15 protein-coding genes are annotated in these 15,158 nt (G+C 70.1%); 9 read left to right on the top strand and 6 right to left on the bottom strand.

Translation table 11 applies throughout. From position 1 onward, the window contains the following. Nucleotides 1-35 precede the first annotated feature (35 nt). Nucleotides 36-605, bottom strand: coding sequence for a 1-acyl-sn-glycerol-3-phosphate acyltransferase (locus AC0L5F_RS14145; protein WP_473316199.1), 570 nt, complete (start codon nt 603-605; stop codon nt 36-38). A 56-nt stretch (nt 606-661) separates the two neighbouring features. Here AC0L5F_RS14145 and AC0L5F_RS14150 point away from each other — a divergent pair, with 56 nt between their 5' ends. The 5 genes from AC0L5F_RS14150 to AC0L5F_RS14170 are packed head-to-tail and all read left to right on the top strand — an operon-like array spanning nt 662 to nt 4,298. Continuing rightward, on the top strand, nt 662-1,300 hold the full coding sequence (locus tag AC0L5F_RS14150; RefSeq protein ID WP_473314045.1) for a SurA N-terminal domain-containing protein: 639 nt from the start codon (nt 662-664) through the stop codon (nt 1,298-1,300). A 10-nt stretch (nt 1,301-1,310) separates the two neighbouring features. Further along, nucleotides 1,311-1,913, top strand: coding sequence for a nucleoside triphosphate pyrophosphohydrolase (locus AC0L5F_RS14155; protein WP_473314046.1), 603 nt, complete (start codon nt 1,311-1,313; stop codon nt 1,911-1,913). 41 nt (nt 1,914-1,954) lie between these two features. Continuing rightward, nucleotides 1,955-3,232: a phosphopyruvate hydratase gene (gene eno / locus AC0L5F_RS14160; protein ID WP_473314047.1), complete on the top strand. Its 1,278-nt coding sequence runs from the start codon at nt 1,955-1,957 to the stop codon at nt 3,230-3,232. A gap of 5 nt (nt 3,233-3,237) precedes the next feature. Further along, nucleotides 3,238-3,804: an FtsB family cell division protein gene (locus AC0L5F_RS14165; protein ID WP_473314048.1), complete on the top strand. Its 567-nt coding sequence runs from the start codon at nt 3,238-3,240 to the stop codon at nt 3,802-3,804. Then, entirely contained in the window at nt 3,801-4,298 is a 498-nt protein-coding gene (locus AC0L5F_RS14170) for a DUF501 domain-containing protein (RefSeq protein ID WP_473314049.1), read from the top strand. Before AC0L5F_RS14165 ends, AC0L5F_RS14170 begins: the two co-directional genes overlap by 4 nt. On the opposite strand, the gene AC0L5F_RS14175 is transcribed toward AC0L5F_RS14170, so the two are convergent. Further along, nucleotides 4,288-4,965 (bottom strand): response regulator, encoded by a 678-nt coding sequence (locus AC0L5F_RS14175; protein ID WP_473314050.1) that lies wholly within the window; start codon nt 4,963-4,965, stop codon nt 4,288-4,290. The genes AC0L5F_RS14170 and AC0L5F_RS14175 overlap by 11 nt on opposite strands. After that, nucleotides 4,962-6,545: a sensor histidine kinase gene (locus AC0L5F_RS14180; protein ID WP_473314051.1), complete on the bottom strand. Its 1,584-nt coding sequence runs from the start codon at nt 6,543-6,545 to the stop codon at nt 4,962-4,964. Before AC0L5F_RS14180 ends, AC0L5F_RS14175 begins: the two co-directional genes overlap by 4 nt. A gap of 130 nt (nt 6,546-6,675) precedes the next feature. On the opposite strand from AC0L5F_RS14180, the gene AC0L5F_RS14185 reads away from it, so the two are divergent. The 3 genes from AC0L5F_RS14185 to AC0L5F_RS14195 all read left to right on the top strand — a co-directional run bounded on the left by AC0L5F_RS14185 (nt 6,676) and on the right by AC0L5F_RS14195 (nt 9,809). After that, nucleotides 6,676-8,013 carry a cation:dicarboxylate symporter family transporter gene (locus AC0L5F_RS14185; RefSeq protein WP_473314052.1) on the top strand — a complete coding sequence of 446 codons (1,338 nt, stop codon included), beginning with the start codon at nt 6,676-6,678 and terminating at the stop codon, nt 8,011-8,013. Between the two features lie 21 nt (nt 8,014-8,034). Further along, on the top strand, nt 8,035-8,967 hold the full coding sequence (locus tag AC0L5F_RS14190; protein ID WP_473314053.1) for a Ppx/GppA phosphatase family protein: 933 nt from the start codon (nt 8,035-8,037) through the stop codon (nt 8,965-8,967). 137 nt (nt 8,968-9,104) lie between these two features. Next, on the top strand, nt 9,105-9,809 hold the full coding sequence (locus AC0L5F_RS14195; RefSeq protein ID WP_473314054.1) for a hypothetical protein: 705 nt from the start codon (nt 9,105-9,107) through the stop codon (nt 9,807-9,809). A gap of 7 nt (nt 9,810-9,816) precedes the next feature. On the opposite strand, the gene AC0L5F_RS14200 is transcribed toward AC0L5F_RS14195, so the two are convergent. The 3 genes from AC0L5F_RS14200 to AC0L5F_RS14210 form a co-directional block, all read right to left on the bottom strand. After that, the gene (locus AC0L5F_RS14200; RefSeq protein ID WP_473314056.1) at nt 9,817-11,016 is read right to left on the bottom strand and encodes an HNH endonuclease signature motif containing protein; all 1,200 of its coding nucleotides are present in this window, start codon (nt 11,014-11,016) and stop codon (nt 9,817-9,819) included. Nucleotides 11,017-11,189: 173 nt separating this feature from the next. Then, nucleotides 11,190-11,774, bottom strand: a complete 585-nt coding sequence (locus AC0L5F_RS14205; RefSeq protein ID WP_473314057.1) for a phosphoribosyltransferase family protein — start codon at nt 11,772-11,774, stop codon at nt 11,190-11,192. Nucleotides 11,775-11,824: 50 nt separating this feature from the next. Further along, the gene (locus AC0L5F_RS14210; protein ID WP_473314058.1) at nt 11,825-14,188 is read right to left on the bottom strand and encodes an ATP-binding cassette domain-containing protein; all 2,364 of its coding nucleotides are present in this window, start codon (nt 14,186-14,188) and stop codon (nt 11,825-11,827) included. A gap of 41 nt (nt 14,189-14,229) precedes the next feature. On the opposite strand from AC0L5F_RS14210, the gene AC0L5F_RS14215 reads away from it, so the two are divergent. Beyond that, a complete protein-coding gene (locus AC0L5F_RS14215) occupies nt 14,230-15,144 on the top strand; it encodes an NAD(P)-dependent oxidoreductase (RefSeq protein ID WP_473314059.1) in 915 nt (304 codons plus the stop codon). Nucleotides 15,145-15,158: the final 14 nt, after the last annotated feature.

Below are 15,158 nucleotides of genomic sequence, written 5' to 3' on the forward strand. Positions count from 1 at the left end.
TGGCCGTGGCCGCGGCCCAGGAGCAGAGCTGCCTCCTAGGAGGCCGCCTCCTCCTCGCGCAGCAGCGGAGGAGTGGCGTTCTTGGGGCGGATGCCGTGCTTGTCGGCGAAGAACTCCCGCACGATGTCCATGTCGGCGACGACGTCGTCGGTAGCGTGGAACGTGGGCCCGAAGCCCATCGTCCTGGTGGGCGGGTCGAAGAACGCCAGCGTGATCGGCAGCCCGGTGGACTTCGACAGCCGCAGGAAGCCCGACTTCCAGTAGGTGCCCTTCGACCGCGTCCCCTCGGCCGCGAGGATCAGGCGCAGCGGCTTCCCGGCCGTCGACTCCGCGACCAGCTCGCGGATCAGGGGTCCGGGGTTGTCACGGTCCAGCGGCACGCCGCCGAGGGCCCGCAGCAGCCAGCCGAGAGGTCCGACGAACAGCTGCTTCTTGACCAAGACACGGGGGTGGGCGCCGTCGTGCCACATCACCAGCAGCATCGTGGCGAAGTCCCAGTTGGAGGTGTGGGGTGCGCCGACCAGCAGCCCGGTCTGCGGCACCTCGCCGACCATGCGGTAGCCCATGAGTCGGATCACGGTACGGGCGAAGCGTCGTCGGATCATGGGGGTCAGCCTGCCACGGCTGACGGGCCGGCGGGGGCCGTGTCTACGATGGGGCCGTGAGTCCACTTCGCGTCTGCGTCCTCGCCACCACGGCCCTCGCGTTGTCCGCCTGCGGCGCCGTCACGCCCGGTGCCGCCGCCACCGTCGACGACACCGTCATCTCGATGTCGACCCTCGACGACACCGCTGCGGTGTACTGCGAGCTGACCGTCCGGCAGGCCGAGCAGACGCAGGGAGTCAAGGCCATCGACAACGCCGACATCCGCCGTCAGGCCGTCACCGACCTCGTGCTCGAGAAGGTCGCTCGCGACATCGCGGACGAGAAGGGGCTGACGCTCCCGTCTCCCACCCGGCCCGACACCAAGCCGATCGCCGCCGTGTTCGGTGCCTCGCGGGCGCCGCACATCGCCGAGACCCTCGGGCGGGCCCAGGACCTGTACAACCTCCTCGCGGTGATCGGCGGCAACGACGCTGCGGTCACCGTCACCCCGGAGAACACCGCCCAGCTGGCCGACTCCGGCCGGGCGATCGTGCTGGCCGCGTTCCCCAGGCACGACGTGCGGTTCGCGCCGCGACTCGGGCTGTCCAGGTCGGGCGAGCCCAACGACAGCATCGGCTCGCTGTCGGTGGCCCCGGTCGACTTCGACGCCCCCCTTCCCGAGGAGCTTCCCGGTCCGCTGGCCTGCCGAGCGTGACGGTGGTGTCGTGACCGACCGGCCGGCGCTGGACGAGCTGGTGGCCGTGATGGACCGGCTGCGGCGCGAGTGCCCGTGGACGGCGCAGCAGACCCACGCCTCCCTGGCTCGCTACCTGCTGGAGGAGGCGCACGAGACCCTCGACGCGATCGCTGACCTCGAGCGCGACCGCGCGGGCCTCGACGAGCTGCGCGACGAGCTCGGCGACCTGCTGCTGCAGGTGGTGTTCCACGCCCGGATCGCCGCTGACGAGCCCGACGGCTTCGACCTCGACGCGGTCGCTGCGTCGCTCACGGCCAAGCTCGTGCGCCGCAACCCCCACGTCTTCGCCGACGGCGACGCCCGCACGCCGGACGAGATCGACGCAGCGTGGCAGCGGGTCAAGGCCGAGGAGAGGCCGCGCGCCAGTGTGCACGACGGCATCGCCACGACGCTGCCCGCGCTGGCGTACGCAGACAAGGTGCTCGGCCGCCTCGGCGACCCCGCCATCGCGGCCGGTGACGACATCGCGGACCGCCTGCTCGCACTGGTGGCGGAGGCGCGTGCGGCCGGCATCGATCCCGAGGCGGCGCTCCGCCGACGCGTGCGCGATCTGCCACCCGTGGCGCACTAGAGTTGGCCTTCGACCCCCACCCCCGTACTCCAGGAGTCCCAGTGGCACGCATCGAAGCCGTCGGCGCACGAGAGATCCTCGATTCGCGCGGCAACCCCACCGTCGAGGTCGAGGTCGCGCTGAGCGACGGCACCATCGGTCGCGCAGCAGTCCCCTCCGGCGCGTCGACCGGTGCCTTCGAGGCCGTCGAGCTGCGTGACGGTGGCAAGCGCTACCTCGGCAAGGGCGTGCTCAAGGCCGTCGGTGGCGTCAACAAGACGATCGGTCCCGCGCTGGTCGGCGTCGACGCCGACGAGCAGCGCGTGGTCGACCAGATCATGCTCGACCTCGACGGCACCCCCAACAAGGCCAAGCTGGGCGCCAACGCCATCCTCGGCGTCTCGCTCGCGGTCGCCAAGGCGTCGGCCGACTCGGCTCGCCTGCCGTTGTTCCGCTACGTGGGCGGCCCCAACGCGCACGTGCTGCCGGTGCCGATGATGAACATCCTCAACGGCGGTTCGCACGCCGACTCCAACGTCGACATCCAGGAGTTCATGATCGCGCCCATCGGTGCGAGCACGTTCTCCGAGGCGTTGCAGCAGGGCGCCGAGGTCTACCACGCGCTCAAGTCGGTGCTCAACGAGCAGGGCCTGTCCACCGGCCTCGGCGACGAGGGCGGCTTCGCCCCCAACCTGGACTCCAACCGCGCCGCGCTCGAGCTGATCTCGGTGGCGGTCGAGAAGGCCGGCCTGACCGTCGGCACCGACATCGCCATGGCCCTGGACGTCGCGGCCTCGGAGTTCTTCGAGGACGGCAGCTACTCCTTCGAGGGCCAGCAGAAGTCTGCCGAGGAGATGTCGGCCTACTACGCCCAGCTGGCGGCCGACTTCCCGATCGTGTCCATCGAGGACCCGCTCGACGAGGACGACTGGGCCGGCTGGACCACGCTCACCGAGACCATCGGTGACGACGTGCAGATCGTGGGCGACGACCTGTTCGTCACCAACGTCGAGCGACTCACCCGCGGCATCTCCGAGGGTGCTGCCAACGCCCTGCTGGTCAAGGTGAACCAGATCGGCTCGTTGACCGAGACCCTCGACTCGGTCGACCTCGCGCACCGCCACGGCTTCAGCTGCATGATGAGCCACCGTTCGGGCGAGACCGAGGACGTCACGATCGCCGATCTCGCCGTGGCCACCAACTGCGGTCAGATCAAGACCGGTGCGCCGGCGCGGTCGGACCGCGTCGCCAAGTACAACCAGCTGCTGCGCATCGAGGAGCTGCTGGGCGGCGCCGCGTCCTATGCCGGCGCGTCCGCCTTCCCGCGTCTGTCGATCTGAGCGCGATGGCTTCGCGTTCGCCCCGCGGCCGGGACCACGACAGGGAGCGCCCTTCGGGGCGCCCTCGGACCACGCGTGCGCCCCGCACCGGAGCGCCCAAGGGCACGGCCGCCGGTGGCAGCAATCGCGGCGCCACCGGGTCCGGCCCGCAGATCACCACGCGTGCGGTGGTGCTGATCAGCGTGGTGCTGCTGCTCATCGGGTCCTACACGGCCACGTTCCGGGCCTGGTGGAGTGCACGTCAGGACATCTCGACCAGCCAGGCCGAGCGGGTCCAGCTCAAGCGCCAGATCGCCGAGCTGGAGGACCAGAAGCGTCGTTTCGACGATCCGGCGTTCATCAAGCAGCAGGCCCGCGAGCGGTTCGGGTGGGTCATGCCCGGCGAGGTCGGGTACCGCGTCATCGGCAGCGACGGAGAGGTCCGCGGTGAGGTGCCGACCCTCGACGCTCCCACCGAGGCGTCGCCGGACCAGTGGTACGACAAGCTCTGGGGCAGCGTCACGACGGCCGGCAAACCGGAGGCCGACGTCGCGCCCAAGGACGAGTCCGGCAAGGTGCTGGAGAACCCGTGACGGTCGACTCAGCCGACCTCGAGCAGCTCGCCGAGCAGCTCGGTCGCCCCGCCCGAGGAGTCCTCGAGGTGGTCTCGCGCTGCCCGTCCGGCCACCCCAACGTGGTCAAGACCGAACCGCGTCTGCCCGACGGCACGCCGTTCCCGACGACGTTCTACCTCACCTGCCCGCGTCTCGCCGGTGAGATCGGCACCCTCGAGGCCTCCGGTCTGATGCGCGAGATGAGCGAGCGTCTCACCGAGGACGACGAGCTGGCCGCTGCGTACGCCCGGTCCCACGAGCAGTACCTGGCCGAGCGCGAGGCGATCGCGCACGTGCCGGAGATCGACGGGATCTCCGCTGGCGGGATGCCCACCCGGGTCAAGTGCCTGCACGTGCTGGTCGCGCACTCGCTGGCCAAGGGCCCCGGCGCCAACCCGCTGGGCGACGAGACCATCGCGCTGCTGGGCGACTGGTGGGGCACGTCGTCGTGCGCGCCGCCGGTCAACGACTGACGCGTCGGTACTCGACCTGGGGGCGCCCGGAACCGCCGTAGCGGGTGGTGCGCACCAGCGCCCCCGTCTCGGCCAGGTGCTCCAGGTATCGCCTCGCGGTGACGCGTGAGGCCCCGATCAACGTGCCCACCTCGCCGGCGCTGAGGTGAAGGTCCGAGTCGGCCAGAGCAGCGCGCACGGCCTCCAGGGTCTCGACGCTCAGGCCCTTCGGCAGGGCTGCTGCCGACGGCCCCGGGCGCATCGCCTCGAACACCGCGTCGACGGACTCCTGGTCGACGTTCTCGGTGGGCAGGGAGTCCCGGTAGGCGCGGTACTGCTCGAGCTTGGCGCGCAGCATCACGAAGGTGAACGGTTTCAGCAGGTAGGCGACCACCCCGAGAGTCGCCGCCGTGCGCACGACGTCGACGTCGCGGGCCGAGGTCACCGCGACGACGTCGATCGGCCGACCGAGGGCCCGCAGCTGGCGCAGCAGGTCCATCCCGTGCCCGTCGGGCAGGTGCATGTCGAGCAGGACGAGATCGACGTCGGTGGACCCGAGGATGCGCACGGCCTCCTGGAAGGAGCGCGCCACCCCGCACACCGCGAAGCCGGGGATCCGTTCGACGTAGGTGCGGTGCGCCTCCGCTGCGATCTGCTCGTCCTCGACGACGAGCACCCGCACGGTCACCGGTCTGCTCCGATCCTGACGTCGAGCCGCGCGCCGCCGAGGTCGCTGTCACCGACCGACGCCTCGCCGACGTGGCGTCGCACGACCTGGCCGACGAGCGACAGGCCGACCCCGCGACCGGTACCGGTGTCGTCCGGCTTGGTCGACCAACCCCGGTCGAACACCCGGGAGCGATCCGGCTCCGGCACCCCCGGGCCGCTGTCCTCGACCTGCAACCTGAACGTCGTGTCGGTCGAGATGAGCGTGACCACGACCTGCTTGGCCTCCGAGGTCTGGGCGGCGTCGATGGCGTTGTCGATCAGGTTGCCGACGACGGTGACCGTCTCGTGGGGCGTCAGCATGAGTCCGCTCACCGAGGTGGTCGGGCCGAGCGACAGGGCGACGCCGCGCTCGGCGGCGAGCGCCGACTTGCCCAGGAGGACGGCCGCGAGCAGGGGTTCGTCGAGGGAGTCGACCATCTGGTCGGTGAGGTGGCGGGCGAGGTCGAGCTCGCTGGTGGCGAACGCCACGGCGTCGTCGGCGCGCCCGATCTCGATCAGCGACACCATCGTGTGCAGCTGGTTGGCCGCTTCGTGGTTCTGCGCGCGCAACGCGTCGGCGAGGCCCTGCACGGTGTCGAGCTCGGTGGTGACGCTCTGCAGCTCGGTGCGGTCGCGCAGGGTGACCACGGAGCCCACCGTGCGGCCCTCCCAGGTGGCGGCGGTGTGGTTGACCACCAGGACTCGGTCGCCCACCACCCGCACGTCGTCGACCAGTGGGCCGGCGGCGGCCAGCGCGCGAGCGAGGTCCGGCTCGAGACCGAGGTCGCCGACGTGCCGGCCCTCGGCCGCGGTGCTGTCGGGCAGGTCGAGCAGTCGCGCCGCCTCGTCGTTGGTCATCGTCACCCGCCCCGTGGTGTCGATCAGCAGCAGTCCTTCGCGCACGGCCCGCAGCACGGCGTCGTAGTACTCGTACATCCGGGTGATCTCGGCCTCGCCGAGCCCGTGGGTCTGCCGGCGGAGGCGACGGCTGACCAGGTACGCACCGAGCACACCGATCGCTCCGGCGCCCAGCGCTGCGACGATGATGCGCGGCAAGGCGGCGATGACCTGGCTGTCGACCTTCTGCGTGGTGATGCCCACCGACACCAGGCCCTGGATGCGCCCGTCGACCTCGACCGGCACGACCGCCCGTACCGAGGGGCCGAGCGTGCCGGTGTAGCGCTCGGTGAAGTCCTTGCCGGCGCGAGCCTCGGCGATGTTGCCGATGAACCGTTGGCCGATGACGTCGGGATTGGGGTGCGAGTACCGGATGCCGTCGGTGCTCATCACCACGACGAAGTCGGTGTTGGTGTCGCGTCTGACCCGCTCGGCGTAGGGCTGCAGCACCGTGGTCGGGTCGGCGGACAGCAGAGCCGACCCGACGGTGGGCGAGGCCGCCACGGCCAGCGACACGTCCAGCGCCCGGTCGCGTGCGGTGGCGAGGCTGTCGCTGCGAGCGTCGAGCCAGGCCAGCGTGATGCCTCCGGCGACCAGGACCAGCACCACGATGACCTGCCAGACGAGCATCTGCCGAGCCACGGTCCTCTCGCGCAGGTGCATGACGGCATTGTCTCCTACCGGCGGCGTGGTGTGACGGTGGTCACGAACTCTGTGAACGAAACTGTGGCGCCGGTCACCTGCGGTCCGATGCTGAGTCGTCCCTCATCCCGACCAGTTGCCAGGAGCAGCCATGTCCACAGCATCACCCGTGGTCCGCAAGGACCGCACCCACTACCTCTACATGGCGGTGATCGGCGCCGTCTTCGCCGGCATCGTCGTCGGACTGGTCTTCCCCGACTTCGCCGTCCAGCTCAAGCCGCTCGGCACCGGGTTCGTCGCGCTGATCAAGATGATGATCGCGCCGGTGATCTTCTGCACCCTCGTGATGGGTGTCGGATCGGTGGCGCAGGCCTCCCAGGTCGGTCGGGTCGGCGGTCTGGCGCTCGGCTACTTCGTGACGATGTCGTTCGTCGCGCTGTCCATCGGGCTGGTGGTCGGCAACCTGATCAAGCCCGGAGACGGCCTGCGGATCACGCCGGACGTGGCCGGGCTCGGCTCGGCCCAGGTGTCGGGCGAGGCCACGTCCACCACGGACTTCATCCTCGGCATCATCCCGGACACGCTGGTGTCGGGGCTGACGTCCGGTGAGGTGCTGCAGACGCTGATCGTCGCGCTGCTGGTCGGCTTCGCGCTGCAGTCGATGGGCTCGGCGGGCGCGCCGGTCCTGCGGGGCGTCGGTCACCTGCAGAAGCTGGTGTTCCGCGTCCTCGCGATGATCATGTGGGCCGCACCGGTCGGCGCGTTCGGCGCCATCGCCGGTGTCGTCGGACAGACCGGCGTCGACGCGCTCAAGGCGCTCGGCATGATCATGCTGGCCTTCTACCTGACGTGTGCCCTGTTCGTGTTCGTGGTCCTGGGCACGATCCTGCGCGTCGCCACCGGCATCAACGTCTTCTCGCTGCTGAAGTACCTGGGCCGCGAGTTCCTGCTGATCGTGTCGACGTCGTCGTCGGAGTCGGCGCTGCCGCGACTGATCGCCAAGATGGAGCACGTCGGTGTCGCCAAGCAGACGGTCGGTGTGGTGGTGCCGACCGGATACTCGTTCAACCTCGACGGCACGATGATCTACCTGACGATGGCGTCGCTGTTCATCGCCGAGGCGTCGGGTGCCCCGCTCTCGATCGGCGAGCAGATCTCGCTGCTGCTGTTCATGATGATCGCGTCCAAGGGCGCTGCGGGCGTCACCGGCGCCGGCCTCGCGACCCTGGCCGGTGGCCTCAGCTCGCACCGGCCCGAGCTGCTCGACGGCGTCGGCCTGATCGTGGGCATCGACCGCTTCATGTCGGAGGCGCGCGCCGTGACGAACTTCGCGGGCAACGCGGTCGCCACGGTCCTCGTGGCGTCCTGGACCGGCACGCTGGATCGGGAGGTCCTGGACCGCACGCTCGCCGGCGACAACCCGTTCGACGAGCAGTCGATGATCGACGACCACGCGCCGACGCCCGTGGCCGAGATGAGCACGACCTGAGCAGTCGGTAGGGTCGGGTCCATGCCTGACACGCGCGCCCGGGTGGCGGCGATCGACTGTGGTACCAACTCGATCCGCCTGCTGGTCAGCGACGTGACCGGCGACCACAAGACCGACGTGTTGCGTGAGATGCGCGTCGTCCGGCTGGGTGAGGATGTCGATCGGACTCATCACCTGGCGGACGCCGCCATCGAGCGCACCATGTCGGTCTGTCGCGAGTACGCCGAGCTGATCGCCACCTTCGGCGCGCAGACGGTGCGGTTCTGCGCCACGTCGGCCGTCCGCGACGCCGACAACGCCGAGGAGTTCGCCGACGCCGTCGAGTCGGTGCTCGGGGTCCGCCTGGAGGTGCTGGCCGGCGAGGCAGAGGCCGAGGCGTCGTTCGTCGGTGCCACGCGGGAGCTGGCCGCCGGGCGCACCCTGGTGATCGACATCGGGGGCGGCTCCACCGAGATCGTGGTCGGCACCCGCACGGACGCGGGGGTCGACCTCGAGTCGGCGGTGTCCCTCGACATCGGTTCGGTGCGGCTGACCGAGCGCTTCTTGTCCAGCGACCCGCCCCCGGTGGCGGAGCTGACCGCGTGCATGTCCCATCTCGACACGGTGATCGCGCCCGTGGTGCGCGACATCGCGCCGGTCGAGTCGTTCGTGGGGGTCGCGGGCACCATCACCACGGTGGCCGCGCACGCGCTGGCCCTGCCCTCGTACGACCCCGAGGCGCTGCACCAGGCCCGGCTGTCGGTCGACGAGGTGCGCGCCGCCTGCCTGTCGCTGGCCCAGATGTCGGTGCTGGACCGCCGCGACCTGCCGTACATGCACCCGGGGCGCGCCGACGTGATCGGCGCCGGGGCGCTGATCCTGGACCGGTTGCTCGAGCTGATCCCGCTGGCCACGGACCAGATGATCGTCAGCGAGCAGGACATCCTCGACGGGATCGTCTGGGGAGCGGTCTGATCCGCGCGGCCGTCGTCGTCCTCGCCGGAGCCCTGCTGGCGGGATGTGCCGGCGCGGACACCGCGTCGTCGCCGCGATCATTCACCGAGCAGTTCCGCACCGAGCTGGGAGCCCTGCCGGGCGTCGTCGAGGTCGAGGTGGGGGAGACCCCCGTCGACCAGGCCGGAACGGCCGAGCCGGGGGAGCCCGATGACTGGAACGTCGACGTCACGGTGGTGCTGGGCGACGACGCGTCGACCGACGACCTCGCCGACGCGGCGACCGCCACGCGTCGGACGGTGCTCGACTCGATGGGTGGCGTGCCGTGGACCGCGCACGTGACCCAGGCAGATGTGCAGGTCGAGCTGGTGCCGCAGGTGCTCACCTCGGCGGCTGCCGATGTCCGCGCTGCGCGTGAGGTGGCCGACCTGCCGCAGGTGGAGCGGGTCGCGACGGCGCAGGGGTGGGCGTACGTCACCGCGACCGACGTCGCCTCGGCCGGCCCGGTGCTCAAGGCCGTGCGCGGCACCGACCTGTGGGCGGACGGGGGCGACCTGTCCGACCCGGACGGACGGCTGAAGATCACCGACGTCCCGTCCATGGTCACCCCGGCCGTGGTGCAGGCCGTGATCGAGGCAGCGGTGCGTCATCCCGACGCCGACTTCGCACTGGAGGGGCGGCAGGGCCCTGCGCTGTACGCCAACCACCTGACGGCTGCCGAGGGCGCCGCTCTGGTGACGTCGTTCACCCAGCCGGGGCTGGGGCGCGAGCAGATGCCCGGCTTCGTGCCGGACTTCTTCCTGCGGGTCCAGGACGGCAGCTCGACCCAGGACCTGGCGGGCACCTTCGGTCAGCCCGACTAGGCAGCCGTCAGTGTTGGACGAGCATCTGGGCGAGCTGGTGCTCGACCCTCGAGGGTGGTGGTGCCGGTGGTTGTCGGTGGGTGGGTTCGGCGGTGGTGGTGTGGCCGGAGGGCAGGACCCATTGGAGGATCTGGTGTCCTTTGAGGGTGTGGTGGCGTCTGCACAGTGGCCACATGTTGGTGCCCGCGGTTGGTCCGTCGGGCCAGGGTTGTCGGTGGTCGCTGTCGCACCGGTCGGCTGGGATCAGACATCCGGGTGCTTGGCAGACGCCGTCGCGGAAGCCGATGGCGTGCTTGAGGGTGTCGGGGGCGAGGCGGCCGACGTAGTGGTGGGCCAGGACGTCCTCGGTGATCGGGTCGATGATCAGGCGGTGCCAGACAGGGTTGGCGATCAGGTTCGGATCGAGGGTCCAGCTGGTGGGTGCTGACCAGGAGCCGTCGGCGGCTTCGGCGAATCCGTCACTGGCGCCGGTGAACGACTCGGAGGGAAGTTTCACGGCGATCTGGGCATGAACAGACGCGTGGCCTGACTCGTTGGTGGTCATCCACGCGGCGAGCAGGTCGGCTTCGCGTTGGGGAAGGGTGCGGGGGTCGTCAGCACCCATCGCCTTGGCTTCGGCATGGAGCCTCTTGGCGATCGCGGCTGCCTGCAGCGACGGCAGGACCGCGTACAGGGTCGACATGGTGTCGTCGCCGTGGCGGATCTCGACCCGCCGCTCCTGCCGCGCCCGCTCGGCACGCTCCAGTGCGAGGTCTGTTTCGACGCGTTCGACGAATCGCCGCAACCACCGCCGCAGCTCCGTGGTGGTGTGGGTCTTGGCGTAGGTGACGACAGACTGGTCGAGCCGCAGGTACGACTCGGGCCGTTGCAGAACGGCCAGAGTGGTGGCGATCTCACGAACCCGGTGCTCGTTGATCCGCCCGTCACGGAACGCCAACCACACCATCGGGGTGTGTTCACGGACCCGGTCAGCCGTGGCCAACCGGCCGTGGACCTGGGCTTCGGACAACCCCATGGCCTGACCGATGTCGAGGCCGATCGCCGCGGCTTCGAGCTGGCGCTGCAACGGCCGCTCCAACCGGCCGATCCGCTCCAGCTCGCCATTCCGGTAGGCGATCATGCCCTCGATCTCCGCCGCTTCGGCACGAGCACGCGCACGAGCCAGCGCGGTCAACCGACCCACCCCGATGCCCCCGTTGCTGCTCATACCACCAACCTAGACGCCACCACTGACACTCGGTTCAGGCTGCAATCACGGTGTGGACAACAGTTCCTGGAGTCCCCGTTCGTGCCTCCGGCGGCCGCCAGTACGTTGACCTGGGCGAGCTCCGATCGACAGCCTTGACCGCCCTACTCCGGCCACCTGCACACGGCTGAGAACTAGAGATCGCGCACGTTCAGAAGGCCCCTGACCCCGAGATCTCGGCGGAGTCTGCTGTCGATCAACCCGTCAACGACGACCGCAGCGCCACACCAGGTTGCTCGCGACTGCTTCACGATGGCCTGCGCTCCCAGCGCCTGTCCTCCGGTCTGAATCCAGTCGTCGACCAGGAGCACACGCTGCCCCGCCGCGAGATGCTCCTTTCTCGCGCCCAGGAGCAGGTTCCTGTCCCGGTAGTCCGGAGGTGTTCGAGCTACGAGCCAGCGATCGCTGTCCGCCAAGGGCCTGGGGTCCTTGCGGACTTCCACGAGTCCCACTCCAAGATGAGCTGCGACCAGAGCGCCGAGGAGGGCTCCTCGTGACTGCGGCCCGAGCACCACGGTCGGAACCTCTTCGCTGAAGAGGTTGGCCAGTGCTTCCCCGAGTCGCTCGATGATCGTGTGATCAGCCCACCACCCTGTGGGGTCAGCGATGAAGCTGTCGTCGGTCCGGTCACCGCGCCAACGAAATGCTCGAAGGAGGTCGCGTTCCAGCTCGGCCTGCTGGTTCGGCTGTGCTCGCGGACCTCGGTCCTTCGCTCCCATGGCCGAAGTCTGCCAACTCTTGTCTGTGCGCCGCAGACGGTCTCCAACTCTCAGCCAAGAGGAGCCACGTACGCAGCCAGGTGCTGGCCGGTGAGCGTCGAGGCGTCGGCAACCAGGTCGGCGGGGATGCCCTCGAACACGACGCGACCGCCGTCGTGGCCGGCGCCGGGGCCGAGGTCGATGATCCAGTCGGCGTGGGCCATGACGGCCTGGTGGTGCTCGATGACGATGACCGTGGTGCCGGCGTCGACGAGTCGGTCCAGCAGGCCGAGCAGCGACTCGACGTCGGCCAGGTGCAGTCCCGTGGTGGGCTCGTCGAGCACGTAGACGTCGCCGGCGCCGGCCATCTGCACCGCGAGCTTGAGACGTTGGCGTTCGCCGCCGGACAGGGTGGTCAGCGGCTGGCCGATCTTGAGGTAGCCCAGCCCCACGTCGCTGAGGCGCACCAGCACCTTGTGGGCGGCGGGGACCTTCGCATCGCCGTCAGAGAAGAACGCCGTCGCCTCGTCGACCGACATCGCGAGCACGTCGGCGATGTTGCGTCCGCCGAAGGTGTACTCCAGCACCTCGGCCTGGAAGCGGCGCCCCTCGCACTCGTCGCACGTCGATGCGACGCCCGCCATCATCGCGAGGTCGGAGTATATGACCCCGGCGCCGTTGCACGCCGGGCACGCGCCGTCGGAGTTGGCGCTGAACAGGCCGGGCTTGACGCCGTTGGCCTTGGCGAACGCCGAGCGGATCGGGTCGAGCAGGCCTGTGTAGGTGGCCGGGTTGCTGCGCCGCGAGCCCTTGATGGGCGACTGGTCCACCGCCACGACGCCGTCGCGATCGACCACCGATCCGGTGATCAGCGAGCTCTTTCCGGAACCGGCGACCCCGGTCACGACCGTGAGGACGCCGAGCGGGATGTCGACGTCGACGTCGGCGAGGTTGTGGGTGCTCGCGCCGCGGATCTCCAGCGCGCCGGTGGCCTCCCGCACGGAGTCCTTGAGGGTGGCCCGGTCGTCGAGGTGGTGTCCGGTGAGGGTGTCGGCGGCGCGCAGCTGGTCGACCGTCCCCTCGAACACGACCTCGCCGCCCTCGCTGCCCGCCCGGGGGCCGAGGTCGACGACGTGGTCGGCGATGGTGATGGTCTCCGGCTTGTGCTCCACGACCAGCACGGTGTTGCCCTTGTCGCGCAGCTGCAGCAGCAGGGCGTTCATGCGCTCGATGTCGTGCGGGTGCAGGCCGATGGTGGGCTCGTCGAACACGTAGGTGACGTCGGTGAGGGCCGAGCCGAGGTGGCGGATCATCTTGGTGCGCTGCGCCTCGCCGCCGGACAGGGTGCCCGCGGGGCGATCCAGCGACAGGTAGCCGAGGCCGATCTCGACGAACGAGTCGAGCGTCTCGCCCAACGCCGCCAGCAGGGGAGCGACCGAGGGTGCGTCGAGATCGTGGACCCAGGCGGCGAGGTCGCTGATCTGCATGGCGCAGGCGTCGGCGATGCTGATGCCGGCGACCTTGGACGATCGCGCGTCGTCGTTGAGTCGGGTCCCGTCGCAGTCTGGGCAGGTCTGGAACGTCACCACGCGCTCCACGAACGCGCGCACGTGCGGCTGCATGGCGTCGACGTCCTTGGCCAGCATCGACTTCTGGATCTGCGGGATCAGCCCCAGGTAGGTGAGGTTGATGCCCTCGACCTTGATCTTGGTGGCCTCCTTGTAGAGCAGGTCGTGGCGCTGCTTCTTGGTGAACGTCGCGATGGGCTTGTCGGGGTCGAAGAACCCGCAGCCGCGCCAGATGCGGCCCTGCCAGCCGTTCATGCTCATGCCCGGCACCGTGATGGCGCCGTCGTTGATGGACTTGCTTTCGTCCATCAGGGCCGACAGGTCGAAGTCCGTGACGGCGCCGCGTCCCTCGCAGCGGCCGCACATGCCGCCCTGGCGGTTGAACGTCACCTTCTCCGCCTGGGTCTTCTCGCCCCGGTCGACCGTCATCGCACCCGATGCGCTGACGGTGGCGAGGTTGAAGCTGAACGCGTTCGGTCCGCCGATGTGTGGCTCGCCGAGCCGGCTGAACAGGATGCGCAGCATCGCGTTGGTGTCGGTGGCGGTGCCGACGGTGGAGCGCGGGTTGGAGCCCATGCGCTCCTGGTCAACGATGATCGCGGTGGTCAGGCCCTCGAGCACGTCGACGTCCGGGCGGGCCAACGTGGGCATGAAGCCCTGCACGAACGCGCTGTAGGTCTCGTTGATCATCCGCTGGCTCTCGGCGGCGATCGTGGCGAACACCAGCGAGCTCTTGCCCGATCCGGACACGCCGGTGAAGGCGGTGAGGCGTCGCTTGGGGATCTCGACGCTGACGTCGCGCAGGTTGTTCTCGCGCGCCCCGACGACGCGGATGAGGTCGTGGCGGTCGGCCGCGTGAGTGCTCATGCCCGTCATTGTGCCAACCCGGGCGGGTGCATGATCGAGCCATGAGCGATCTGCGCATCAGCGTTCCCGACGACTCGTGGACCGAGACCCTGGCTGACCTGACCGACCGCGTCGAGATCGTGGTGTGGGACGCCGAGTCGCCGCAGCCCGACGGCCATCTCGACCTGGTGCTGCGGCCCTACACGCTGGCCAGCGACGCCCTGCGCGACTACGACACCTCGCGCATCGGACTGATCCAGTCGCAGGCGCTCGGGTACGACGGCGTCGCCGAGGCGCTGCCGCCGGGGGGCGCGTACGCCAACGCGGTGGGCGTGCACGAGGCGTCGACGGCCGAGCTGGCGATCGCGCTCGCGCTGGCGTCGCAGCGTCAGGTCGACGACTTCGCGAGGGCCATGCCCGAGGGGGAGTGGGAGCCGCGGTTCACCGCCAGCCTGATCGACCGGCGCGTCATGCTCCTGGGTGTCGGTGGCATCGGCGAGGAGCTGGCCAAGCGGCTCGACGGCTTCGACTGCGAGCTGGTGCGGGTCGCCAGCACGGCCCGCGACGACGAGCGTGGACACGTGCACGCCACCGGTGAGCTGCCCGACCTGCTGCCGACCGTCGACGTCGTGATCGTGGCCGTGCCGCTCACCGACGACACCGCCGGACTCGTCGACGACGACTTCCTCGCCGCGCTGCCCGACGACGCCCTGGTGGTCAACGTGGCGCGCGGCAAGGTGGTCGACAGCGACGCCGTCGTGCGTGCCGACGGTCGCATCCGGTTCGCCGCTGACGTGACCGATCCCGAGCCGCTGCCGTCCGATCACCCGCTGTGGGCCACGCCGGGCGTGCTGATCTCGCCGCACGTCGGGGGACGGTCCAGTGCCATGCGTCCGCGGGTCGAGCGGGTGGTGCGGCGCCAGGTAGAACACCTGCTGGCGGGCGATGAGCCGGAGGACGTGGTCGTGCGCACCTGACGCGCGCCTGACCC

Source organism: Aeromicrobium sp. 10G20-16 (genome assembly GCF_055809665.1).

Excerpts from the sequence above, each read along its gene's own strand:
- AC0L5F_RS14205 (WP_473314057.1), bottom strand. The coding sequence starts at position 11,774 with ATGGGAGCGAAGGACCGAGGTCCGCGAGCACAGCCGAACCAGCAGGCC.
- AC0L5F_RS14185 (WP_473314052.1), top strand. The coding sequence starts at position 6,676 with ATGTCCACAGCATCACCCGTGGTCCGCAAGGACCGCACCCACTACCTC.
- AC0L5F_RS14215 (WP_473314059.1), top strand. The coding sequence starts at position 14,230 with ATGAGCGATCTGCGCATCAGCGTTCCCGACGACTCGTGGACCGAGACC.
- AC0L5F_RS14180 (WP_473314051.1), bottom strand. The coding sequence starts at position 6,545 with ATGCACCTGCGCGAGAGGACCGTGGCTCGGCAGATGCTCGTCTGGCAG.
- AC0L5F_RS14210 (WP_473314058.1), bottom strand. The coding sequence starts at position 14,188 with ATGAGCACTCACGCGGCCGACCGCCACGACCTCATCCGCGTCGTCGGG.
- AC0L5F_RS14165 (WP_473314048.1), top strand. The coding sequence starts at position 3,238 with ATGGCTTCGCGTTCGCCCCGCGGCCGGGACCACGACAGGGAGCGCCCT.
- AC0L5F_RS14145 (WP_473316199.1), bottom strand. The coding sequence starts at position 605 with ATGATCCGACGACGCTTCGCCCGTACCGTGATCCGACTCATGGGCTAC.
- AC0L5F_RS14190 (WP_473314053.1), top strand. The coding sequence starts at position 8,035 with ATGCCTGACACGCGCGCCCGGGTGGCGGCGATCGACTGTGGTACCAAC.
- AC0L5F_RS14200 (WP_473314056.1), bottom strand. The coding sequence starts at position 11,016 with ATGAGCAGCAACGGGGGCATCGGGGTGGGTCGGTTGACCGCGCTGGCT.